Source organism: Nocardia sp. NPDC050717 (genome assembly GCF_040654275.1).
Taxonomy (GTDB): Bacteria; Actinomycetota; Actinomycetes; order Mycobacteriales; family Mycobacteriaceae; genus Nocardia.
In genome coordinates, this window is record NZ_JBFAHR010000002.1 from 208,935 (window position 1) to 231,819 (window position 22,885).

The 22,885-nt window shown below is 69.0% G+C and carries 18 protein-coding genes and 1 tRNA gene; 10 read left to right on the top strand and 9 right to left on the bottom strand.

The window, feature by feature from the left end:
* Nucleotides 1-13 precede the first annotated feature (13 nt).
* A complete protein-coding gene (locus tag AB0H56_RS07005) occupies nucleotides 14-1,240 on the top strand; it encodes a helix-turn-helix domain-containing protein (RefSeq protein ID WP_357158455.1) in 1,227 nt (408 codons plus the stop codon).
* Here the strand turns inward: AB0H56_RS07005 and AB0H56_RS07010 are convergent.
* Both AB0H56_RS07010 and AB0H56_RS07015 read right to left on the bottom strand, forming a co-directional pair.
* Nucleotides 1,227-2,732: an amino acid permease gene (locus AB0H56_RS07010; RefSeq protein ID WP_357158458.1), complete on the bottom strand. Its 1,506-nt coding sequence runs from the start codon at nucleotides 2,730-2,732 to the stop codon at nucleotides 1,227-1,229. The genes AB0H56_RS07005 and AB0H56_RS07010 overlap by 14 nt on opposite strands.
* Before the next feature lie 215 nt (nucleotides 2,733-2,947).
* The gene (locus AB0H56_RS07015; RefSeq protein ID WP_357158461.1) at nucleotides 2,948-3,649 is read right to left on the bottom strand and encodes a TetR/AcrR family transcriptional regulator; all 702 of its coding nucleotides are present in this window, start codon (nucleotides 3,647-3,649) and stop codon (nucleotides 2,948-2,950) included.
* Nucleotides 3,650-3,923: 274 nt separating this feature from the next.
* On the opposite strand from AB0H56_RS07015, the gene AB0H56_RS07020 reads away from it, so the two are divergent.
* Together AB0H56_RS07020 and AB0H56_RS07025 are read left to right on the top strand one after the other, a co-directional pair.
* Nucleotides 3,924-5,276 carry an NAD-dependent succinate-semialdehyde dehydrogenase gene (locus tag AB0H56_RS07020; RefSeq protein WP_357158464.1) on the top strand — a complete coding sequence of 451 codons (1,353 nt, stop codon included), beginning with the start codon at nucleotides 3,924-3,926 and terminating at the stop codon, nucleotides 5,274-5,276.
* Between the two features lie 25 nt (nucleotides 5,277-5,301).
* Nucleotides 5,302-6,417, top strand: a complete 1,116-nt coding sequence (locus AB0H56_RS07025; RefSeq protein ID WP_357158466.1) for a Zn-dependent alcohol dehydrogenase — start codon at nucleotides 5,302-5,304, stop codon at nucleotides 6,415-6,417.
* A 6-nt stretch (nucleotides 6,418-6,423) separates the two neighbouring features.
* Here AB0H56_RS07025 and AB0H56_RS07030 read toward each other — a convergent pair whose 3' ends face one another.
* The 4 genes from AB0H56_RS07030 to AB0H56_RS07045 form a co-directional block, all read right to left on the bottom strand.
* Nucleotides 6,424-8,250 carry an acyl-CoA dehydrogenase gene (locus AB0H56_RS07030; RefSeq protein ID WP_357158469.1) on the bottom strand — a complete coding sequence of 609 codons (1,827 nt, stop codon included), beginning with the start codon at nucleotides 8,248-8,250 and terminating at the stop codon, nucleotides 6,424-6,426.
* Nucleotides 8,251-8,445: 195 nt separating this feature from the next.
* Nucleotides 8,446-10,302 carry a TetR family transcriptional regulator gene (locus tag AB0H56_RS07035; protein WP_357158472.1) on the bottom strand — a complete coding sequence of 619 codons (1,857 nt, stop codon included), beginning with the start codon at nucleotides 10,300-10,302 and terminating at the stop codon, nucleotides 8,446-8,448.
* Nucleotides 10,303-10,369: 67 nt separating this feature from the next.
* On the bottom strand, nucleotides 10,370-10,624 hold the full coding sequence (locus tag AB0H56_RS07040; protein WP_357158475.1) for a hypothetical protein: 255 nt from the start codon (nucleotides 10,622-10,624) through the stop codon (nucleotides 10,370-10,372).
* Between the two features lie 610 nt (nucleotides 10,625-11,234).
* Nucleotides 11,235-12,353, bottom strand: coding sequence for an AraC family transcriptional regulator (locus tag AB0H56_RS07045; RefSeq protein WP_357158478.1), 1,119 nt, complete (start codon nucleotides 12,351-12,353; stop codon nucleotides 11,235-11,237).
* A 59-nt stretch (nucleotides 12,354-12,412) separates the two neighbouring features.
* Between AB0H56_RS07045 and AB0H56_RS07050 the strand changes: the two genes are divergently transcribed.
* Both AB0H56_RS07050 and AB0H56_RS07055 read left to right on the top strand, forming a co-directional pair.
* Nucleotides 12,413-13,927 (top strand): NAD(P)/FAD-dependent oxidoreductase, encoded by a 1,515-nt coding sequence (locus tag AB0H56_RS07050; RefSeq protein ID WP_357158481.1) that lies wholly within the window; start codon nucleotides 12,413-12,415, stop codon nucleotides 13,925-13,927.
* 91 nt (nucleotides 13,928-14,018) lie between these two features.
* Complete coding sequence (locus tag AB0H56_RS07055) at nucleotides 14,019-15,128, top strand: alpha/beta fold hydrolase (RefSeq protein ID WP_357158484.1); 1,110 nt, start codon at nucleotides 14,019-14,021, stop codon at nucleotides 15,126-15,128.
* A 30-nt stretch (nucleotides 15,129-15,158) separates the two neighbouring features.
* On the opposite strand, the gene AB0H56_RS07060 is transcribed toward AB0H56_RS07055, so the two are convergent.
* A complete protein-coding gene (locus AB0H56_RS07060) occupies nucleotides 15,159-15,719 on the bottom strand; it encodes a helix-turn-helix domain-containing protein (protein ID WP_357158487.1) in 561 nt (186 codons plus the stop codon).
* Nucleotides 15,720-15,996: 277 nt separating this feature from the next.
* Between AB0H56_RS07060 and AB0H56_RS07065 the strand changes: the two genes are divergently transcribed.
* The gene (locus AB0H56_RS07065; protein WP_357158490.1) at nucleotides 15,997-16,467 is read left to right on the top strand and encodes a DUF1214 domain-containing protein; all 471 of its coding nucleotides are present in this window, start codon (nucleotides 15,997-15,999) and stop codon (nucleotides 16,465-16,467) included.
* Between the two features lie 39 nt (nucleotides 16,468-16,506).
* On the opposite strand, the gene AB0H56_RS07070 is transcribed toward AB0H56_RS07065, so the two are convergent.
* Together AB0H56_RS07070 and AB0H56_RS07075 are read right to left on the bottom strand one after the other, a co-directional pair.
* Nucleotides 16,507-16,842 (bottom strand): DUF4333 domain-containing protein, encoded by a 336-nt coding sequence (locus AB0H56_RS07070; protein ID WP_357158493.1) that lies wholly within the window; start codon nucleotides 16,840-16,842, stop codon nucleotides 16,507-16,509.
* A 220-nt stretch (nucleotides 16,843-17,062) separates the two neighbouring features.
* A tRNA-Arg gene (locus tag AB0H56_RS07075) sits at nucleotides 17,063-17,136 on the bottom strand.
* 135 nt (nucleotides 17,137-17,271) lie between these two features.
* Between AB0H56_RS07075 and AB0H56_RS07080 the strand changes: the two genes are divergently transcribed.
* From AB0H56_RS07080 to ettA, 4 genes are all read left to right on the top strand, one after another.
* Nucleotides 17,272-19,338, top strand: a complete 2,067-nt coding sequence (locus tag AB0H56_RS07080; RefSeq protein WP_357158495.1) for a cytochrome c oxidase assembly protein — start codon at nucleotides 17,272-17,274, stop codon at nucleotides 19,336-19,338.
* 53 nt (nucleotides 19,339-19,391) lie between these two features.
* Nucleotides 19,392-20,312: a serine/threonine dehydratase gene (locus tag AB0H56_RS07085; protein WP_357158498.1), complete on the top strand. Its 921-nt coding sequence runs from the start codon at nucleotides 19,392-19,394 to the stop codon at nucleotides 20,310-20,312.
* A 121-nt stretch (nucleotides 20,313-20,433) separates the two neighbouring features.
* Nucleotides 20,434-20,994, top strand: a complete 561-nt coding sequence (locus AB0H56_RS07090) for a single-stranded DNA-binding protein (RefSeq protein WP_357158501.1) — start codon at nucleotides 20,434-20,436, stop codon at nucleotides 20,992-20,994.
* 69 nt (nucleotides 20,995-21,063) lie between these two features.
* Complete coding sequence (ettA, locus tag AB0H56_RS07095; protein WP_280347022.1) at nucleotides 21,064-22,740, top strand: energy-dependent translational throttle protein EttA; 1,677 nt, start codon at nucleotides 21,064-21,066, stop codon at nucleotides 22,738-22,740.
* The last annotated feature ends 145 nt before the right edge of the window (nucleotides 22,741-22,885 follow it).

Genomic DNA, 22,885 nt, shown 5'->3' on the forward strand with positions numbered 1-22,885 from the left:
CAGACTGGGAAACATGGAGGAACTGTGGCCCCTGCCCGCGCCCGAGGTCGCCGAGGCGATCCGGTCGCTGTGCCAGCGGTTGCTGACCGAGACCGACGCCCTGAGCGAGGCCATCGCGGGGCCGACCCTCACGGCACAGAACGAGCCCGCCCTGCTCGCGGACGCCTCCCTCGTCGAGGAGGACCTGCACCTCAACCGTTCCGACGTCGTCCAGTGGCTCACCTCGAACGTGCAGCGACCGGGGCGGCGGGTGGAGCCCTATGTCGGCCCGCGGACGGCGGCCTACATCCAGGACCTCGTCTCCCGCGGCATCGCGCCGGACTTCGTCGGCGGGTGGCGGGTGGCCCTCGCCATCGGCTGGCGCCGCTGGCTCGAGGAATGCGTGGCGCACTGTCCGAGCCCCGACCTGCTCGTCGAGGTCCTCGACGTGTCGGCGAAGTCGTTGGCGCAGTACGCCGTCGACTCGGTCTCGGCCATGCGCGAGGCGAGTCTCGCGGCCGCGATGGGCAACGCCGATGCCGAGGCGATCGCCCTGATCCAGCTGATCGCCGGCGGGGCGCCCATGACCGAGGATCTCGCGGAAGGCCGCCTGCGCTACCGGATGTCGCGCGAACACGTCGGTCTGGTGTTGTGGACCGACGATCCGGAGCAGGCGGGCGCGCTGGACGAGGTGGTCGCCGCCGTCCGTTCGGCGACCGTGGGACGCAGCGCCCTCGTGGCGCGGGCGAGCGCCACCTCGCGGTGGCTCTGGCTCTCCGATTCCGCGACCCCGGACCTTCGCCACGTCAGGAAGATCGTGGCGAAGGCCGAGGACGTGCGCGGCGCGGTCGGCCGCCCCGGGCACGGACTCGATGGCTTCAGATCCAGCCACCAGGACGCTCTCGCCGCCCAAGCCATGATCATCCGGCTCGGCGCGACCCGGCAGTTCACCGCCTACGCCGATGTCGAACTCATCGACGGCCTCACCAAAGACCGTGCGGGCGCCCGGCGTTTCGTCACCAAGACGCTGGGCCCGCTCGCCGACGCGGACGTGGTGCTGCGCCAGGCCCTGCTGACCTATGTGCAGTGTGGCTTCAACACCACGCGCGCGGCCGCCGACCTCTACGCCCACCGCAACACCGTCGAGCGACGGGTCTCCCGGGCCAACGAGCTGTCGCTGGTCAAGGTGGAGGACAACCCCACCCATGTCGCCGCCGCCCTGCTGGTGCTCGACCTCGCGCCGGACATCACGGCCCCGTGATCGCTTGCGGCGCGGCCTCATTCGGTCCGAGCGGGTTTCCGCCGCCGGCGTGTGCGTTGCCACGGGGGCCCGCGGTGCCCGCGGCGATGCGCTGCCGGAGGACGAACAGCCACCAGGCGAAGCCCAACGCCAGCAGCACCAGCAGGGGCACCAGATTCGGCCGGAAGTCGGGCAGCAGCACCAGCGCGGCCATGACGAGCGCGAAGCCGACGAGACCCGCGACATGGACCGGCCTGCGGAAACGGCCCAGGTCGAACAGGCCGGGCTCCGCGGGCGGGAACGTCCCGCGAGCGTCGGCGAACAGCATGCCCGCCGTCGTCAGGATGTAGACCCCGAAGTAGCCGATCGTCGCCATGCCCAGGATGTAGGCGAACGCCTGCTCGCTGAACAACGCCGTGATCAGGAAGAACGCGGAAACACCCGCGGTTCCCCACACCGCGGCCGCGGGCACCCGGTGCCTGGCCGACACGGTGCCGAAGACCCGCGCGAACGGCGTCATGTTGTCGCGTGACATGGCGTAGAGCAGCCGCGTCGCCACCAGCATGTTCGCCAGGACACACACCAGGATGTTCGTGAGCGCGATGGCGATCACGAAGTCCGCGAACAGGGGCGAGATCTGCGTGGCGATGATCTCCTGGATCGGTGTCGCGCTGCCCGCGACGGCCGCGGGGTCGCCGGTGGCCAGCAAGAACGTGACATACATGAAGAATTCGATGGCCGCCGCCGTCGCGAGCGCGAGAAACATCGTGCGGGGAATGACGCGGCGCGCGGATTTGGTCTCCTCCGCGATGTCGGCGGGCGCTTCCACGCCGAGCAGCCCGAACATCGCACCCAGACTCGCCACCATCCACGCGAAAACATAAGGGGACGTGACAGTTTCACCCGAGGTCAGCAAGTAGCTGAGCGGCTGACCGTCCCGGTTGACCAGCACGACGAGAATGAGCACGAACGACGTGATGCCCACCGTCAGAAAGATTTCGAGCAGCACACCGAGATTGTTGATCGCCGTCGCCAGGCGAATACCGTAGACGTTGATCAGAACGCAGACCAGCAACACGATCGCCGTGGTGCCGACCAATTCGGGTGTGGTGGCATCCCATCCGATGAGTCCAGCGAAGTACACCGAGAAGGTGTAGGCGACGCCGGTGAATCCGGAAATGAATCCGATCAATCCGAGATAGCCGGTGAACCAGCCGAGAGAGGGATGAACGAGTCGGCTCGTCCATTGATAGGCGTAGCCGGCCAGGGGGAGTTTCACGGCCAGGTCGGCGGCGATCACCGCCCAGAGCGCGAACACGACGACCACGACGGGCACCGTCCAGACGAAGGCCGGTCCGGCCGTGCCCACTCCGAAACCGAAGCCGGCGTAGACCGCGGTGGTCGCGCTGATCACCGCGAATCCCACGCAGAACGAGGCGAACGCGGTGACGGATCGGTCCAATTGCTGGGAGTAACCGAGCTGTTCGAGAATTCGATCTTCATCGGCAGTCATCCGACCTACCTATCTGGGAGTCCGGCGGCCCCGCCGGGTTCGGTGCAGCGGGGTCGCACCACCCGCTACGTTGCGAACAAATATTCGTTCGCTTGGTTGCGGGACGCTACTGGCGCCGGATGACGGCTGTCAACGGGTTGACAGAGTCGTAACTCCCCGGAAATCTCCGATCCGGCGCACCGCTCGTCGGTGCGGCGATCGGGGCCCGCGGCAGGTCAGGAGGCCGCGGCGAGTTCGGCGAGCATCGCGCGCGCCATCTGCCAGTGCAGGTCGGCGAGTTCGTCCGCGCTGAGCGCGTCGTCCGCCGGAAACCAGTTCGCGACGCGATCGCACATCGCCACGATCGCGTTCGAGACCACGACGACGGCGGGTGCGGGCAGGGCGGGCGCGAAGGCCGCGACGCGCTCGCGCACCAGGTCCAGGTACGCGCGCTGCTCGAAGAGCAGCCGGTCGTAGTCGTCGGCCGAGAGGAAAGGCGCGGCGGTGGCCGTGTTGAGCACGAGGTCGGTGACACGCGCGATGTGCATGTTGTCGATCTGGTAGAGCACGTGCCTGCGGACCGTCTCCCGCAGCTCTTCGCCGGGATCGCGGCCTGCCACGGAGTTCGCGTTGGCGATGAAATCCGCCAGGACCCGGGAGACCGCCTCGGTAAGAATCGCCTCTTTCGAGGGGAAATGGCTGTAGAGACCGGGCGCTTTGAGACCGGCGGCCTGGGCGACCTCCCGGACCGTGAAGGCGCCGAACCCGCGTTCGGCGACGATCGTGATCGCCGCGGCCAGGATGCGTTCGCGGCTGACATCGAGATCGAAAACCCTGCTGAGGCTGGCGATTTCGGTGGCGGAGTCGAGGCCAGATGGGCTCGCGGCGGGCCGCGTCGCGTCGCGTTCCGGTGTCGTCTGTCCGCCTGGTAGCCCCATGGGGGTCAGATTACGTCGCCCGTGTGCGTGCGAGCCGCTCGGTGTGCGCGCACTCGCCGGAATTCATGGTGACGTGCCACGACCTATTGACGGTCCACACGGTGGGCGGCTACCTTAACGAATGTTCGTTCGCAAGACAGGGGTCTTCCTGTCCGAACCTCTCGTCGCCTGCCCGGCCGGTCCGATCGCAGGTTTTCCGGGCGCCGCACCGCCGCCGACTGTCGACGAATACGCAGAGTCCGAGCCCGATCACGGGCGGAATGGAGTCAATACCGTGAACACGCCCCTGTACGCCGTGGTCGATCCCGCCACCGGCGACGTGATTCGGGAATACCCCACGGCGACCGACGAGTCGGTGGACGCGGCGCTGCTCGCGGCCACGACCGCCTATCAGGAATGGTCGCGACAAGCCGACGTGCGACAGCGCGCCGACCTGTTGCGCACTGTCGCCGAGCTGCACAATGCCCGCGCCGGTGAATTGGCCGAGATCATTCACCGCGAGATGGGCAAGCCCATGGACCAGGCCGTCGGTGAGGTCGAGTTCAGCGCGGCCATCTACGCGTACTACGCCGACAATGCCGAGAAGTTTCTCGCCGACGAGCCGGTCGAGCTGCTCGCGGGGGAGGGCGACGCGTTCGTCCGCCGCCAGCCGATCGGCGTGCTGCTCGGCATCATGCCGTGGAACTACCCCTACTACCAGGTCGCCCGGTTCGCGGCGCCGAATCTCGCGCTGGGCAACACCATCGTGCTCAAGCACGCGCCGCAGTGTCCGGAATCCGCCGCCGCGTTGCAGCGGATCTTCACCGAGGCGGGCTTTCCCGAGGGCTGCTACGTCAACACGTACGCGACCCATGAGCAGATCGCCGATGCCATCGCCGACCCCAGGGTGCGTGGTGTGTCGTTCACCGGCTCGGAGCGCGCGGGCGCGACGATCGCCGAGATCGCGGGCCGGAACCTGAAGAAGGTCGTGCTCGAGCTGGGCGGTTCCGACCCGTTCGTGGTGCTGTCCACGCACGACCTGGACGCGACGGTCCAGGCGGCGGTGGACGCCCGGTTCGAGAACACCGGTCAGGCCTGCAACGCCGCGAAGCGGTTCATCGTCGCCGACGAGCTGTACGACGAGTTCCTCGGCAAGTTCACCGCGCGGGTGCTCGCCATGGCCGACGGGCTCGCACCGCTGTCCTCGGTCGCCGCCGCCGAACGCCTGGCGGACCAGCTCGAGCGAGCCGTCGCGGCGGGCGCGACGCTGACCGGCGCGGGACAGCGCGACGGCGCGTACTTCCCGCCCGCCGTGCTGACCGAGCTGCCGCCCACCTCCCCGTCGGCCACCGAGGAACTCTTCGGCCCGGTCGCGACGGTCTACCGGGCCGGGTCCGAAGCGGAGGCCGTCGAGCTGGCGAACGCCACGCCGTACGGATTGGGCTCCTACGTCTTCACCACCGATCCCGAGCAGGCGCTGCGGGTCGCCGACCGGATCGAGGCGGGCATGGTCTTCGTCAACGGTGTCGGTCTCGACGGCGTGGAGCTGCCGTTCGGCGGCGTCAAGCGGTCGGGCTTCGGGCGCGAACTCGGCCGGGCGGGGATCGAGGAGTTCGCCAACAAGAAGCTCATCCGCACCGCCCGCTGACCGACCCCCCACCGAAGGACCTGCCATGACCATCGAATTCGACGCCGCCGTCTTCACCGCGCCCGGCGCACCACTGACCATCGAGAAGGTGTCGCTCCCCTCGACCCCGCCGCCGGGCGACGTCCTCGTCCGGCTCGAGGCGACCGGCTTGTGCCACAGCGATCTGCACGTGCTCGTCGGCGAGTGGGACGTGCCCGCGCCCATGATCCTCGGACACGAAGGCTCCGGGGTCGTCGAGAGCGTCGGCGACGGGGTGACCGCCCTCGCGCCGGGCGATCACGTCGTCCTGTCCTGGACACCGTCGTGTCGCCGGTGCCGCTACTGCATCACCGGCAGGCCCGTCCTGTGTGACATGGTCAGCCAGCACTCGGCCAACCACCTGTCCTTCGACGGCCGCTCCCGGATCACCAGGGGCGACGGCGGCGACATCTTGAGCTTCGCCGGTCTCGGCACCTTCGGCCAGTACGCGATGGTGCCCGAATCCGCGGCGATCCCGATCCCGGCCGACGCTCCGTGCGAGACCACGGCGCTGATCGGCTGCGCGGTGACGACCGGCGTCGGCGCCGCGGTCAACACCGCCCGCGTGCGGCCGAGTGACACCGTGCTCGTCATCGGCTGCGGTGGGGTGGGACTGAACGCGATCCAGGGTGCGCGCCTGGTGGGCGCGCGCCGGATCATCGCCGCCGACATCTCCGACGAGAAGCTCGAACAGGCCAAGGTTTTCGGCGCGACCGAGGTGATCAACAGCGCCGACGCGAACCTGGCCGACAGCATCGCCCGGCTCACCGACGGGCGCGGTGTCGACGTCGCCATCGAGGCCATCGGCCTGCCGCAGACCATCGAAGCCGCCTACGGCGTCCTGGCCCGCGGCGGCACCGCCGTGGTCGCGGGCCAGGTGGCCGACGGCTTGAAGATCTCGATCGATCCGTTCGTCATGTCCGATCAGGAACTGTCCCTCATCGGCTCGAACTACGGCTCGAGCAATCCCGCCGCCGACTTCCCCCTGCTCGTCGAGCACTACCTGCACGGCAGGCTCGATCTCGACGCCCTCGTGACCCGCGTGATCGACCTGGCCGACATCAACGCGGGTTTCGAGGAGATGAAGCGCGGCATCGGGATCCGCTCGGTGATCAAGTACTGAGACCGATCAGAAGGCGGCCTCGTCGAGTTCCATCGCGGCGAGGCCGGTCCCGGCGATCACCACCCGTTCGGCGCTCAGGTGCGGGAGCACGGTCTCGGCGAAGAAGGCGGCGACGGTGACCTTGCCGCGGTAGAACGCCTCGTCACGGCCGGAATCCAGTGCGGTGAGCGCGATTTCGGCACCGACGAGCAGCCGCCACGCGACCAGGAGATCGCCGACAGCGAGCAGGAACCTGACCGCGTTCAGGCCGACCTGGTAGATCCGCTCGGGCTGCTCACCGGCCGCGAGGAGATGGGTGGTGAGCGCGCCCGCCATCTCCTCGACGTCCTCGACGGCCCGGCCGAGCAGGGTCTTCGCCGCCGCGAGCTCACCGCCGTCGAGGTCGGACTTCACGGTGGCCCTGACCTGCGCGAGCAGGTGCGCCAATGCCACCCCGCGATCACGCGCGATCTTGCGGAAGAAGAAGTCCTGCGCCTGGATGGCGGTGGTGCCCTCGTAGAGCGAGTCGATCTTCGCGTCGCGGATGTACTGCTCGATCGGGTAGTCCTGCAGGAAGCCGGAGCCGCCGAAGGTCTGCAGCGATTCGGTCAGGTACTGGTAGGCGCGTTCGGAGCCGACGCCCTTGACGACGGGGAGCAGCAGGTCGTTGACGCGGGCGGCGAGATCGGCGTCGGCGCCCGAGAGATGCTGGGCGACAGCGGGATCCTGGTGCCCGGCGGTGTAGAGGTAGATCGACCGCAGGCCCTCGGCGTAGGCCTTCTGCAGCAGCAGCGACCGGCGGACGTCGGGGTGGTGGATGATGCTGACCTTGGGGGCGGTCTTGTCCGCGGCCCGGGTCAGGTCGGGGCCCTGCACGCGCGACTTCGCGTAGTCGAGGGCATTGAGGTAGCCGGTGGACAGGGTGGCGATGGCCTTGGTGCCGACCATCATCCGGGCTTCCTCGATGACCTTGAACATCTGCGCGATGCCGTTGTGCACCTCGCCGACCAGATAGCCGACGGCCGGAACACCGTGCCCGCCGAGGGTCAGCTCGCAGGTGGCCGAGGCCTTGAGGCCCATCTTGTGCTCGACATTGGTGACGAAGACGCCGTTGCGGTCACCGAGGGCGAAGGTGTCGTGGTCGAAGTGGAACTTGGGCACGATGAACAGGCTCAGGCCCTTGGTGCCGGGGCCGGCGCCCTCGGGCCGGGCGAGGACCAGGTGGACGATGTTGTCGAACAGATCGTCGGAGTCGGCCGAGGTGATGAAGCGCTTCACGCCCTCGAGGTGCCAGGTGCCGTCCTCCTGCCGGACGGCTTTCGTGCGCCCAGCGCCGACATCGGAGCCGGCGTCGGGTTCGGTGAGCACCATCGTGGCGCCCCAGTTGTGCTCGACCATCTGGGCGGCCCACTGCCGCTGCTGGTCGGTGCCGACCTCGTCGAGCACGCTCGCCATCAGCGACCCGGTCGTGTACATGTACGCGGCCGGTTGCGCGCCGAGCACGAATTCGTTGATCGCCCAGCCCACCATGGCCGGCGCGGGCACCCCGCCGATGTGCTCGCTCTTGGCGATGCGTGGCCACTCGGCGTCGAGCCAGGCGCGCACCGCCTTCTTGAACGGCTCGGGGAGCCGGACCGAATGCGTGGCCGGATCGAACACCGGTGGCGTGCGGTCGGTTTCGGCGAAGGGCGCGGCGACCGGACCCTCGGCGAGCCGGGCCGCCTCGGTGAGCATGGTGCGCACCGTGTCGGCGTCGAGGTCGCCGAAGGCCCCCGCGGTCAGGACGGTATCGAGCCCGTACACCTCGAAGAGGTTGAACTCCAGATCGCGAACATTGCTCTTGTAGTGGCCCACCGGACCTGCACCTCTCGCCTGGCCCCGCCTCGAACGGGACGGTTGCTGAACTGCGCGCACTGCGCGCCGCGGCCAATGATGGCGCAAGCACGGCGGCTCCGCAAGAGTAAGTGAATGAACGATAAGTGGACGAGAGCGAATATTGAGGCTGTGAACTGGGCATATTTGTGGATCCAGTCTTCAAGTCACCATTTACTAAGGTGCCGGCAGCTCGGCGAGCGCGATCCGCTCACCGAGCGCGCAGAGTTCGGCGACCAGATCCGGGCGGCGGGTGAGCCGCGGATTGCGGACCGCGTCGTTGACCACGGTGGTGACGGCGTGGATCAGGACTCGCGCGGTCGGCATCGTCAGCTCGGGGCGCACCGACTGCAGCAACCGCGCCCACCCGATGATGCCCTCCCGATGGATGCGCCGATAGCGGGCCGCCGCGTCGTCGGGCAGGTGCCTTGCCTCGCTGACCGCGGTGCCGACCAGATCGGGTCGGTCCAGGGCGAAGTCGACGTAGTAGCGCAGGACCAGCCGCAGCGAGTCGCGCGGATCGCCGCCCTCGGCGAGGGCCCGGTCGGTGTACTGCTGGATCCACCGGTTGTTGCGATCGATGATCTCGTCCAGCAGATCGGACTTGCTCGCGAAGTGGTGATAGAGCGCCGCGCCGCGCACGCCGACCGAGGTACCGATGTCCTCGATGCTGACCGCGGCGAAACCCCGCTCGCTGAACAGCTGGGCGGCGGCGTCGACGAGTTGTTCGGTGCGCGGCTCGCGCCCCGGATCACTCGGTGTGTCACCGTGTTCGGAGCCGGCTGGGGCATCGCCGCGCGGGAACTCGACGCCGATGGCCGCGTCGATCACCGCGTCGAGGAGCAGGGCGAAGGCGTCCTCGGGCAACCGCGTGCGATGGTGCGACGGACTGGTCACCACCGACAGCACCACCCAGCCGAGCGCGTCCCGTTCCCCGGCCGCGATATCGGGGCGCCGCGCCGCGACAGCGGCCTCGATCCGGCGGGTCAGCCGGACCGCGCGAGCGAGCATGCCCACCCGATCGACCGGGGTCAGGTTGCGGAACTCGAGCTGCCACAGGCGCGCGACACCCCGCGCCCGCAGCGACTCACGCACCAATGCGGGCAGCGCGGCATCCGCGGGTGCCGCGCCGGCGCACGCGGCGTCGACCCGCGCGAGGATCCCGTCCAGCCCTTCGCGCAGGCACGACCCGAGCAGTTCCTGCTTGGTGCGGAAATGCCGGTACAGCGCGCCGGGGGTGATGCCCACCGCCCCGGCGATATCGGCCATGGACGTCCGGTGATAGCCGTGCTCGGCGAACGCGTCGTCGGCGGCCCGCACGATCATGGCCCTGCGGTCGCGTGGCCTGCGCCGGACCGTGGGTTCGGTGGGCCGCGGCGTTGGCGGCGCCGGATCCGGCGCCGCGCCCAGCGAACCGAGCAGCATCCGCAGCAGTTCGTCGGTGAGCTCGTCGATCGTGGTCTCGATCCAGCCCGCGGCCCAGTCCCGCATGAGCCCGTCGACCGCGGCGACGAAGGCCGCGGCGGTGAGCCGATGGTCACGCGGCGCGAGTTCGCCCCGGCTCGCGAAACTGTCGAGCAGCGAGCACATGAGCTCCACCCAGCGCGCGCGGCTCTGCCGCCGCTGCCCGTCCACGCGCGGGCTCACCCCGGCGACCTCGACGAACGCGATGCGGGCGCACCGCGGATCGCGGGTGGCGTAGGACAGGTACGCGCGGACCATGGCCGCCATCCTGGCGCGCATCGGCAGGGCGGCGACCCGGTCCACCTCGTCGAGCACGTGCTGTTCGACGATGCGGTCGACGTGCAGGTACAGCTCGCACAGCAGGTCCTCGACGGTGTCGTACTCCTGGTAGAACTGCCGCGTCGAGAGCCCGGCGGCCCGGCACAGATCGGCCAGCCGGGTCTCCCGGTAGCCGGGGCCCGCACCGAAGGTCGCCAACCCGGCCTCCCGGAGCCGGGCCCGTCGCTCGGCCCGCCGCTCGCTCGCCGAGCGACCGCCGTACGGTCCGGTCGCCGAGGCAACTCTGGCCATACCGCTCCTTGTTCGATCAAGTCTGGATACTCGAGTATTCAGAGTATCCGGGACGCGGCAGCGAACGTCAGGCGGCCGCGGCCGGTTCGATGCCGCGGCGCTTGACCAGCAGGATGATCGCAAGCACGGGGTAGAGCAGGATCGGCAGGAGGGTGCCGGGGTAGACGGTCTGTTCGGCCAGGATCGCGGTGCCGGTGAGCAGGGTGAAATCGAACAGACCGTGCAGCACGGAGTTGACGGTGTTGCCGCGGCTCACTCGGCGCGTGAGGTAGAAGAAGTAGCCCGCGACGCTGACGATGATCGCCTGCGGCAGCGCGCTCACACCGTGGGTGATCCCACGACCGGGTCGGCCGGTCGTCGTGCAGGACCCGCGGCAGCCAGCCCAGGTAGGCGATCACACCGTAGGTGAACACCAGCGCGGCACCGAGCGGGACGATCATGCCGAAGAACAGCGCCCGGGTACTGAGATAGTCGTCCTCGCCGGACAATTCGCTCATGAGCAGGCCACCGAGCTGGATGATCGCCAGGTAGACGACGACGACGAGCGCGAACATCGGAAAGGAGAGGCGACGTCCGCCGGAAGTGGCGGGCAACACCGTGTCTGAGCTGCTCATGGGCGTGAAGATATCCGCTCCCCGGTCGCACCGGGCCGGAAAACGCGGCGTGGCACCGGGGAACGCAGCGCTCACCGTCCTCGGTCTCGGCGCTATGGGTGGCGGCGCGGAGTCGAACACCCGGCGTCGTGGCCCTGCTGCACCGCCGGCACGAACAACGGCGGAGGCCGCTGCCCACTGGCTGGCACCGACCGCGACGCCGGCATCTAGAACGCATGGACGACCCCGGCAACGCTGATCCCGTCAAGACCCGCCGCGCCGAACTCCGCGTCGAGCAGTCCCGGCGGAGTTCACCGCGTTTCGAATTGTCGGCCGGTGCTAGCCGCGCGGTGCGGCGCGTGGGGTCGGTGCGGAGGCGGCGCGGGAGGTGAGCTGGAACTGTCTGGGGGTCAATCCCTTCCAGCGTTTGAACGCGTGGATGAAGCTCGCGGATTCGGCATAGCCGAGGCGGATGGCCACGTCGTGGACTGAGAGCGCGCCGGTGCCGAGCATCTGTTCGGCGAGTGTTTCGCGGACCTCGTCACGCAGGATCTGGTAGCTGGTGCCCGCTTCGCCGAGTCGTCGCCGCATGGTCCGGGTACTGATGTGGAGCGCCCGGGCGACCTCGTCGGGCCCCGCTGTGTCGAGGTCGACGTGGGTGAGCAGGTCTCTGACCCGCGCCGCGATGCCGTGGCGGTGTCGGCGCGCGGTGACCAGCTGTCGGCACTGCTCTTCACACTGGGCCAGTGTGCGCGGATCGGCGCGCGGGAGCGGCCGGGTGAGCAGGTGCGGGTCGAACGCGACGATGTTCTCGGGTCGGTCGAAGATCGGAAGCTGGTGGAACACGTCCTCGAACGGCGTGGTCGAGGCTGGTCGGGTGCGGCGGATCTCGACTCGCGTCGGCGCGAACTGGCCAGGGAAGAGGTCTTCGATCACGGTGAGGATGGCTGCCGCGTCGCGTTCGAGGAGGAATTGCCGTGCCGGTGCCGCGAGGGCGCTGTCGTCGAGTCGCACGATCACCTCGGCCTCGGACAGTTCGACGCGGGGAACGCAGAAGGCGAAGGTCAGGTCGAAGTAGCGAAGGAAGAACGACAGTGCGTCACCGAGGGTAGGGCTGGCCAGGCAGGCGAATCCGAAGATGCCGAAGGTGGTGGTGCGGTATCTGCGGCCGAGGTCGAGCCCCGGGTGCTCTTCGTCGGTGAGCGCAATGGCCAGATTGGTGGCGACGGCGAGTTCCTGCGCCGCTGACACGTGCAGGTGCGGGTCGGTGAGTTGGGCTGGGGTGAGCCCTGAGCCGTCGAGTGCCCGCTCGAGCGAGAGGCCGTGGTCGCAGGCGAACTCCGACATCAGGGCGACGCCGGCGACGGAGCGGGGGAAATCGTGGCCCGACACCGCCGCGGCCGGGATGGATCCCGTCATGACCAGCGAGTTTACAAAACCGCGCGCGGGTTTGGCCAAAATTGTCAATTCTCTGGCCGCGCGGATCTACGCCGCGCGATGGTCCGTGGCTAGCGTCGATGACCATGCGAGATGGGACAACAAGCGCGGCGGACACGGTGTCGGTGGCCATCGTCGGAGCGGGTTTCGCCGGGCTGGCGATCGCCAATGAGCTCCTGCGGGCGGGGATCAGCGATTTCGTGATCCTGGAGAAGGCGGAGGGGGCGGGCGGGGTGTGGCGCGAGAACACCTATCCGGGTGCCGCCTGCGATGTGCCCTCGCCGTACTACTCGTTCTCCTACGCGCCGAAGCCGGACTGGGCCAGGCGCTACGCCGGTCAGGCGCAGATCGCGAGCTACCTGACCGATATCGCGTCCGCGCCCGACCTGCGGAACCGGATCCGGTACGACGTGGAGGTGACAGCCGCCCGATTCGAGGAGTCCGAGGGGCTGTGGGTTCTGCGCACCGCCGACGGCGGTGCGATACGCGCCCGGGTGTTCGTGCCCGCGACCGGGCAGTTGTCCCGTCCGGCGATGCCCGACATCGCGGGACACGAGCGTTTCGAGGGCGTGGCGTTTCATTCAGCGCAGTGGCGCCATGATTGCGACCTGCGAGGACGGCGGGTCGCGGTGATCGGCACGGGCGCGAGCGCCATTCAGTTCGTGCCGCGCATTCGACCGCAGGTGGCGCAGTTGACCCTGTTCCAGCGTTCGGCGCCCTACATCCTGCCCAAACCGGACGGTGAGTACCGGTCGATCCACCACTCCGCGTTCCGGCGACTTCCGCTGCTGCAGAAACTCGAACGCGGACTGTGGTGGACCCTGGGCGAGGTGTGGACGCTGGGTATCACCGGCAACCGGCGAATCAGCGCCGCGGTCGAAGCCGCGGCGCGGTGGCAGCTGCGGCGGCAGGTGGCCTCGCCGGCCCTGCGGCAGAAGCTGACACCCGACTACCCGATCGGTTGTAAGCGAGTGCTGTTCGCCAACGACTACTATCCCGCCCTGGCCGAGCCCAACGTCGAGGTCGTCACCGAACGCGTCACCGAGATCACCGCGGGGGGAATACGCACCGCGGACGGCGTCGAGCACGCGGTCGATGTGATCATCTACGGCACCGGATTCGCGACCCAGGAATTCCTCGGACCGATCACGGTGTGCGGGCGTGCGGGCCGCGAACTCCGTGCCGCGTGGGCCGAGGGCGCCCGCGCTCACCTGGGCATGACGGTTCCGGAGTTTCCGAACATGTTCGTCATGTACGGCCCCAACACCAACCTCGGTACCGGTTCGATCATCTACATGCTGGAACGGCAGGCCCGCTACATCCGGCAAGCCGTCGAGGTGGTGGTGCGCAGCCCGGGTGCGGTCGTGGAGATCCGCGCGGAGGTCGAACAACGCTACGACGACGAGATCCAGCGACGCCTCGCGGGCTCGGCGTGGGCGGGTTGCGTGAGCTGGTACAAATCCGCTTCCGGCCGCATCTCCAGTAACTGGCCGGGGCTGGTCTCGGAGTATGCCCGACGGACGGCGACGTTCTCGCTCGCCGACTTCCACACCACGGCGGTCTCGCGAGAATCCGACAGCGCCACAGCTTCTTGACTGACATTCAAGAAGCGCTTACCGTAGCCGTGTCACCGTTCTTGGGCGACGTTCAAGAACGGTGGGTTCGCCGAGCGGAAGGAATCAAGTCATGGCTACCGACGAGCCGATCGATCGAGGTGGGGCCGCTGCGGCGATTCGGCGGCGCGATGTGGAGTTCCGCTCCGACGGCGTGCCGTGCGCGGCGTGGTTGTACACCGCGCCCGGTGTGTCCGAGCCTCGGCCGACGGTGATCATGGGGCACGGGCTCGGCGCGGTGCGCGAGATGCGCCTGGCGGCGTTCGCCGAACGGTTCGCCGCGAGCGGCTGGACGGTGCTGGTCTTCGACTACCGTCACCTCGGGGCCAGCGGCGGACAGCCGCGTCAGCTCCTCGACATCGATCGCCAACTCGCCGACTGGCGTGCCGCTCTGGACTTCGCGCGTACCCTCCCCGAGGTCGATGTCGAACGGATCGCATTGTGGGGCACGTCATTCGGTGGTGGACACGTCCTGCAGGTCGGCAGCGGCAACCCGCAGGTCGCGGCCATCGTCGCGCAATGTCCGTTCACCGATGGACCGGCCTCGCTGATCGCACGACTGCGCACCGGGCCGCTGAGTGCTGTCGCGCTGATGGCCGCGGGCATTCTCGACACCGCGTGCTCCTGGCTCGGGATCAAGCCGATTCTGCTGCCGATGGCCGGAACCTCGTGGATGCCCGCCTTCGTCGCCTCACGCGACGCCATCGCCGGCGCGTCGGCGCTGCTCCCGCCCGGCACCCGGCTGTCCCGCCGCACCAGCGCCGTCCTGCGACGCCTGCCCTCGGTTCGTGCGCGATTGGCCCAGAACATCGAGCTGACGAGCGACGAACGCGAGCCCGTCACCACGGTGGGCCGCGACTCGGTCTGGGGCGTGCTGCACGGCCCGGACAACGACTTCGACGCCGCCAACGCACTGGCCGCCCGCTTGGCGTTGCGGCTACCGCTCTACCGGCCCGGCCGCGCCATGGCTCGCTCCGGCGTCCCGACCCTGCTGTGCGTCTGCGACAACGATGCCGCCGCCCCCGCCGAACCCACCGAGCGCCACGCGCGGGGCCTGGCTCATGTCCAGGTGGAGAACTACCCCTGCGACCACTTCGACATCTACCTCGGCACCTACTTCGAAGACGCCGTCCGCGACCAGATCGACTTCCTGTCGAAGCAATTCGCCGACGCCGCGAGCTAGATCCGCGGCTTGCCCAGCCGCCCGCTGTTTTCAGCGGGCGGCTACGGCCATTCCGCGGGCGCTCTGTATCAACGTCTCCATCACCGCGCGCTTGCGCTCGTCGTCGACCGGGTGCATCAGGAGTCCCTCGACCACGAACACCCCGATCGAGGTCATCGCATCCAGCTCGTTCCCGGGAACCCCGATCATGGCCAGATCTGCCCGGAACAAGCCCTCGGCCAACGCGTGGAACGCCTCGTGCCAGTCCCGAACGGCCTCCGACTCCTTCGCGCGCGCGTGCACGGTGGTCACCAACCGGCTCACGTGCTCCAACTCCGCGACGACCCACACCAATCGATCGACGATGTCGGTGTCGAGAACCTCGCCGTACCGGTCCATCGACTCGGCCAGTACCTCATCAAGCACCGCCGTCAGGACCGCGTCCTTGTCCCGGAAATACCAGTACAGCGTGTTCGACACCACCCCGGCGTCCTTGGCGATCCTGCTCACCGGAACCGCGTCGTACCCCTGTTCGGTGAACAACCGCCGCGCGGCGGCGACGATCTCGGCGCGCTTCTCCTCCCGATCCCGGGGGCGTCTGTTTCTCGGCATCACCAGTCCTGACTCATCGCGACCCGCGAACCACTCTATCTTGGACAGCCCTCAAGAAGATCCGAGGGAATTCACCCGAAATCAACGACCGCACCACCCCGTCCGAACCCGACGGTGCCTTCGCCCTCGTGAAACCGGGCACCGCCCCGCGCATTCCCGAGGACGCCACCCGCATCGAGCTGCACTCGGGCAAGGCCAAGATGCTGGCGCGTATCGAGCTGGGCGAGGACCCGGACGGCGCGGTCACGCGGCCGACGTCTCCCCGGTGGCCTGCCGGATGCAGATCCTGGCCGGCTCGATCGCGGCCTGGCTGGCTGCTCATCCCGGCGAACGGGACCGCGTCGAGCGCTTCCTCCGTGACCGGGTCGTGCCCGAGTTCCGCGAGTACGCCCTGACCGGCATCGCGCCCTATGTGAACCGGTGGCTTGGCGGGATGCCCGCCGACAACCTGCCCGCCTCGGCGGTCGAGGGTTACTGGTCGATCATCCTGGTCTCGGTGCCCGACTACCGGGTCATCCCGAACGATCTGCACCGCTACAACTTCAACGACCATTCACCCCTGACCTACGAGCCCGACGGCGCCCTCGTCCTCGCTGTCGGACCCGAACCGGTCACCGGCGTCCCCGAATCCAACTGGCTGCCCTCGGCGGCGGGAAAACCGTTCGCCCTGACCTTCCGCTGCTACGTGCCGAAACCCTTCGTCCCCAACGGTGGCTGGGCGCCACCACCGCTCACCGAAGCGTCGTAGCGAACGGCATCGCGGCCGGGTACACGAAGACCGGTCACTTCACGACCTGGTCACCTCGATCTCGCCCTGATCGCTGATGATCGCGACGCGCACCTTCGCGGACTTCAGGTAATCCCATGTCTCGCAGTCGAACTGGTTACCCACGATGACCTGTACGGACCCGGGGCAGGTCACCCGGCCGACCGGCTCCTCCCGCACACCCTGCAACCGGTTCGCCACCTGCTGCTCCAGCGCCGTCTGGTCCAGCACCCGCGGTGGATCGGCCGGGTCGAGATCGGCGCCGGCCACCTTCACCGTCACCACCACCGCGCACACCGCGACCACGACCGAGGAGACGGCCGTCACGATCCGGGCGACATTCTGTTGATCAGCCACCCGATATTCCTAACCGCCACCCCTCCCGCTGACAAGGACTGAGCTGCCGGCCGTCAGCGCCGTTCAAGCCACCGTTGTTGCCTTCCGCCATCACGGAACTCGACGATCCCGCCGAGGCGCGGCGCTGTGCCGCCCGCTCGGGAGTTCCTGTCTGATGCAACGTCGGCTCTGGATCGACAACGGCCCTGATCGAGCATTTCTACTGATCAGGGCCGTGTTGCGCCCCCGGCAGGAATCGAACCTGCGACCTAGGGATTAGAAGGCCCTTGCTCTATCCAACTGAGCTACGGAGGCAGTCCGCATCCACCTTGGCCGAACTCGGCCCCGGTGTCCAGCGCGAAAAGTATAGCGACCGACCAGGTCGGGAGGCGGGTTGGGAGCGATGCCCCCTCGAGGCGGCTCCGAGCAGGCCGAACTACCCTCGTTGGCATGTCGTTATCGCAAGACCCCTCCGCTGGTACCGCCGAGGACGGCGCGCCACCGGCGGAACCGGGTCGGGCGGCGCCGACGGGGAACGCCGCGTCCTTCGGGGTGCTGAGTGTTGTCGCGGGTGCGATCGCCGCCTTCGTGGCGGCGATCGTGGTCGGGTTGTCGGCGGCGCAGGCGCTGAGTCTGCTGGGTATACCCGATCCGGGGCCGATCACAACATATGGTTTGCCCGCCTTGCGCGCGGTGGCCGATCTGGCCGCCGCGGTGACCGTCGGTTCGCTGCTGTTCGCGGCCTTCCTGCTGCCGCCGCGCGACAGCGGACTGCTCGAGGCAGGCGGGTACCGCGCGGTGCGCAGGGCCGGGCACTCGGCGCTGGTCTGGGCGGTGAGCGCGGCGCTGCTGGTGCCGCTGACGGTCTCGGACACGACCGGACAGCCGGTCGGCGACATCTGGCGGCCCGAGGTGCTGTGGCCGGTCATCACGCAGGTCGAGGTGGCGGGCGCCTGGCGAACGACCACCGTGTTCGCGCTGATCCTGGTGGTGCTGTGCCGCTTGGCGCTGCGCTGGAGCTGGACGCCGCTGCTGCTGGCGGGCTCGCTGATCACCATGATGCCGCTGGCGCTGACGGGCCACTCGTCCTCCGGTGGCTCCCACGACGTGGCGACCAATTCACTGATCCTGCACATGGTCTCGGCCGCGGTCTGGGTGGGCGGCCTCATCGCGGTGCTGGCCTACGCGCTGCGCGGCGGCCCCGGCGTCGACATCGCCGCGCGGCGGTTCTCGCTCGCGGCGACCATCTCGTTCGTGGTGATCGGGCTCAGCGGCGTGGTGAACGCCTGGGTCCGGGTGCCCGCCTCGGACCTGTTCAGCACCACCTACGGCAAGCTGGTGCTGGCCAAGGCGGCGGCGCTGCTGGTGCTCGGGGTGCTCGGTTACCTGCAGCGCAGGGCGGCGCTGCCCGCGCTGGCCGCCGACCCGCGCGACCGCTCCGCGCTGATCCGGTTCGCCGGGGTCGAGACGCTGATCTTCGCGGCGACCATCGGCCTGGCCGTCGGCCTCGGCCGCACCCCGCCGCCCCCGCCCGTCTCGATCCCGACGCCGGTCGAGGTGGAGCTCGGCTACACCCTCGCAGGCCCGCCGTCGGTGGGCAGGCTGCTGTTCGACTGGCGCTTCGACCTGATCTTCGGCACCCTCGCGATCGTCCTGGCCGCGCTCTACCTGCTCGGGGTGTGGCGGCTGCGCAAGCGCGGTGACGCCTGGCCGGTCGGGCGGACCATCGCCTGGTGCAGCGGCTGCCTGGTGCTGCTGCTCGCCACCTCCTCGGGGGTCGGGCGGTACGCACCCGCCATGTTCAGCGTGCACATGGGCGCGCACATGGCACTGTCGATGCTGGCGCCGATCCTGCTCGCCCTCGGCGGCGCGGTGACGCTCGCGCTGCGCGCGCTGCCGCCTGCGGGACGTGAGGGAGTGCCTGGTCCGCGCGAGTGGATCCTGGCCGCGGTGCACAACCCGGTCTCGCGGTTCCTGACCCAGCCGGTGGTCGCCTCGGTGATCTTCGTCGCCGGGTTCTACGCGCTGTACCTGGGCGGGATCTTCGACGCCGCGGTCGACTCGCATGCCGCGCACCTGATGATGAACGCGCACTTCCTGATCAGCGGCTACCTGTTCTACTGGGTCGTGATCGGCATCGACCCGAAGCCGCGCGAGGTCGCGCCGCTGACCAAGCTCGCGATGGTGTTCGGCACCCTGCCGTTCCACGCCTTCTTCGGCATCGCGCTGATGAGCATGAACACCGTGCTCGGCGGCTGGTTCTACCGGACCCTCGACCTGGGCTGGAACATCGACCTGCTGGCCGATCAGCGCAACGGTGGCAGCTTCGCCTGGGCCAGTGGCGAGGTGCCGCTGGTCGTGGTGATGCTGGCCCTGCTGATCCAGTGGTCGCGCAGTGACCAGCGCCTGGCCAAGCGCACCGACCGGGCCGCCGATCGCGACAACGACGCCGAGCTCACCGCCTACAACGCGATGTACGCCGAACTCGCGCGGCGTGACGGCGAGGTGCGCCGGTGAGCCGATGCGGTGAGCCGGAGCCCGAATCCTCACCCGACGGCAGACCACATCGTGTGCTGCGGACCGAGGTACGGGCGGCGCGGCGCAGACTGACCGGCCGGGTCCGCAAGACCCCGGTCTTCCACACCAGCGTGGACGGTCCGGACGGCCCGGTGCCGGTCACGCTGAAACTCGAGTTCCTGCAGCACGGCGGCACCTTCAAGGTGCGCGGCGCGCTCAACGCGCTGCTCGCCGCGGGCGACGGCGCCGAGCATGTCGTGGTGGCCTCGGCGGGCAACGCGGGCATCGCGGTCGCGCTGGCGGCGGCCCAGCTGGGCAAGACCTGCACCGTCGTGGTGCCGGAATCGGCGCCGCACACCAAGGTCGCGGCGATGTGGGCGCACGGCGCCGAGGTCCTGTGGCACGGGACGAACTACGCGCAGGCCCAGGTGCGGGCGGTCACCTTGGCGGAGGAACGCGGCGCCGCGCACCTGCACGCCTACGACATGCCCGACGTCGTGGCAGGCGCGGGAGTGATCGGCCTGGAACTGGAAGAACAGGTGCGTGGCAGGCCACCGGTGCTGGCGGCCGTCGGCGGCGGTGGCTTGGTCGCCGGGCTCGGCGCCGCGCTCGGCAGGCGCAGGCAGATCGTCGGCGTCGAATCCGAACACCTGCCTGCGCTGTCGGCCGCGCTCGCGGCGGGCAGGCCCGTCGACGTGCACGAGGGTTCCGGCGTCAGCGAGCCGCAGTGCGAGACCAGGGTCGGCGACATCGCGTTCGACATCGCCCGCAGGCATCGGATGCCGGTGCTCGCGGTCGCCGACGACGCGGTGGCCGCCGCCCGCGAGTACCTGTGGCGGGAGTTCCGCGTGGTCGTCGAGCTGGAGGGCGCGGCCGCGCTGGCCGCCGTGCAGAGCGGTGTCTACCGCCCGGACCAGGGCGTCCGGCCGATCGTCGTCCTGTGCGGGGCGAACACCGAACTCCCCGTCGTCTGACACGAGGGATATCCACAACCCGCTGAGTTGTCCCCAGTTGCCGTCGCGGCCGCCCCTCGGGCGCGCGGCCGGGCCATTCTTGGATGGTCAGGACAACGACGAGCGAGCGGGGGCGGGTTCGATGTACGAGGCAAACGCGACGGTGATCGGCACAGTGGTCACCCATCCGATCCGGCGCGATCTCGCCAACGGCGAGCAGGTGCTCACCTTCCGGATGGCGAGCAACTCCCGCCGGTTCGACGCGAACGCGGGCGAATGGATCGACAACGGCACGCTGTATCTCACGGTCTCCTGCTGGCGCCGGTTGGTGACCGGCGTCGACCGGTCGCTGCATCGCGGCGATCCGGTGATCGCCTACGGTCAGCTGCGCTCGCACGAATACCGAGGCAAGGACGGCGCCGAGCGGCGGGACCTGGAGATGCGCGCGATGGCCGTCGGGCCCGACTTGGCCCGCTGCACCGCCTCGGTGGTGCGGCGCTCCGATGCCGGGCGGCCCATGCCGCACGCGGTGCGGAATATTTCCGGCCGCCGCGACGCCGCGGTACCGAGCGCCGAGGACCCGGCCGGATATGCGCCGACCGAAGACACTGCCGTAGCCTCTACGACCGCGGCGGATTCCCTCCCGGCGCGATCGCCGGTTGCGGTGCCGAACCCGGGCACGCCCGCGCAGGTCGACGCCTGAGGGGCGGTCCGCGGCATCCGGCCCGCTCCGCATCGCACCCAGTTACCACGCACCGATAGGCTTTCTCATATGGCTGAGTTCATTTATCAGATGATCAAGGTTCGCAAGGCGCACGGCGACAAGGTCATCCTCGACGACGTGACGCTGAACTTCCTGCCCGGCGCCAAGATCGGTGTTGTCGGCCCGAACGGCGCCGGTAAGTCCAGCGTGCTGAAGATCATGGCGGGACTGGACCGGCCGAACAACGGTGAGGCGTTCCTCGCGCCCGGCGCCACGGTCGGCATCCTGCAGCAGGAGCCGCCGCTGAACGAGGAGAAGACCGTCCGCGGCAACGTGGAGGAGGGCCTCGGCGAGGTCAAGGTGAAGCTGGACCGCTTCAACGAGATCGCCGAACTCATGGCCACCGAGTACTCCGACGAGCTCATGGACGAGATGGGCAAGCTGCAGGAGTTCCTCGACCACGCCGACGCGTGGGATGTCGACTCCCAGCTCGAACAGGCCATGGACGCGCTGCGCTGCCCGCCGCCGGACGAGCCGGTCACCAACCTCTCCGGTGGTGAGCGTCGCCGCGTCGCGCTGTGCAAGCTGCTGCTGAGCAAGCCCGACCTGCTGCTGCTCGACGAGCCGACCAACCACCTCGACGCCGAGAGCGTGCTGTGGCTCGAGCAGCACCTGGCCTCGTACCCGGGCGCCGTGCTGGCCGTCACCCACGACCGGTACTTCCTCGACAACGTCGCCGAGTGGATTCTCGAGCTCGACCGCGGCCGCGCCTACCCGTACGAGGGCAACTACTCCACCTACCTGGAGAAGAAGGCCCAGCGTCTCGAGGTCCAGGGCAAGAAGGATCAGAAGCTGCAGAAGCGCCTCAAGGAGGAGCTGGCCTGGGTGCGCTCGGGCGCCAAGGCCCGGCAGGCCAAGAACAAGGCCCGCCTCGGCCGCTACGAGGAGATGGCCGCGGAGGCCGAGAAGCACCGCAAGTTGGACTTCGAGGAGATCCAGATCCCGGCGGGCCCGCGCCTGGGTGACATCGTGGTCAACGTGTCGAACCTGGACAAGGGCTTCGGCGATCGTCAGCTGATCAAGGACCTGTCGTTCACGCTGCCGCGCAACGGGATTGTCGGCGTCATCGGCCCCAACGGTGTCGGTAAGACCACGCTGTTCAAGACGATCGTCGGCCTGGAGGCGCCCGACAGCGGTGAGGTGAAGGTCGGCGAGACGGTCAAGCTCAGCTACGTCGACCAGAACCGCGCGGGCATCGACCCGAACAAGAACGTCTGGCAGGTCGTCTCCGACGGGCTCGACTTCATCGAGGTCGGCAACCAGGAGATGCCCTCGCGCGCCTACGTCAGCGCGTTCGGCTTCAAGGGTCCGGACCAGCAGAAGCCGGCGGGCGTGCTCTCCGGTGGTGAGCGCAACCGGCTGAACCTGGCGCTCACCCTCAAGCAGGGCGGCAACCTGATCCTGCTCGACGAGCCGACCAACGACCTCGACGTCGAGACCCTGAGCTCGCTGGAGAACGCGCTCGAGCAGTTCCCCGGCTGCGCCGTCGTGATCTCCCACGACCGCTGGTTCCTCGACCGCACCTGCACCCACATCCTCGCGTGGGAGGGCGACAGCGACAACGAGGCCAAGTGGTTCTGGTTCGAGGGCAACTTCGAGGCCTACGAGGCGAACAAGATCGACCGCCTCGGCGCGGAGGCGGCACGCCCGCACCGGGTGACCCACCGCAAGCTGACCCGCGACTGACCTCGCGAAAAGCGCCACGGCCCGGCGGAGTTGATCGGTGAACGATCGGCCCCGCCGGGCCGTCCTCGTCGTTCACCGAACGTTGGTCAAGTTACCGGCGCGACAAGGCGGAAATCCCTCCGCGTGTCCATGTACCCCCGGCTAG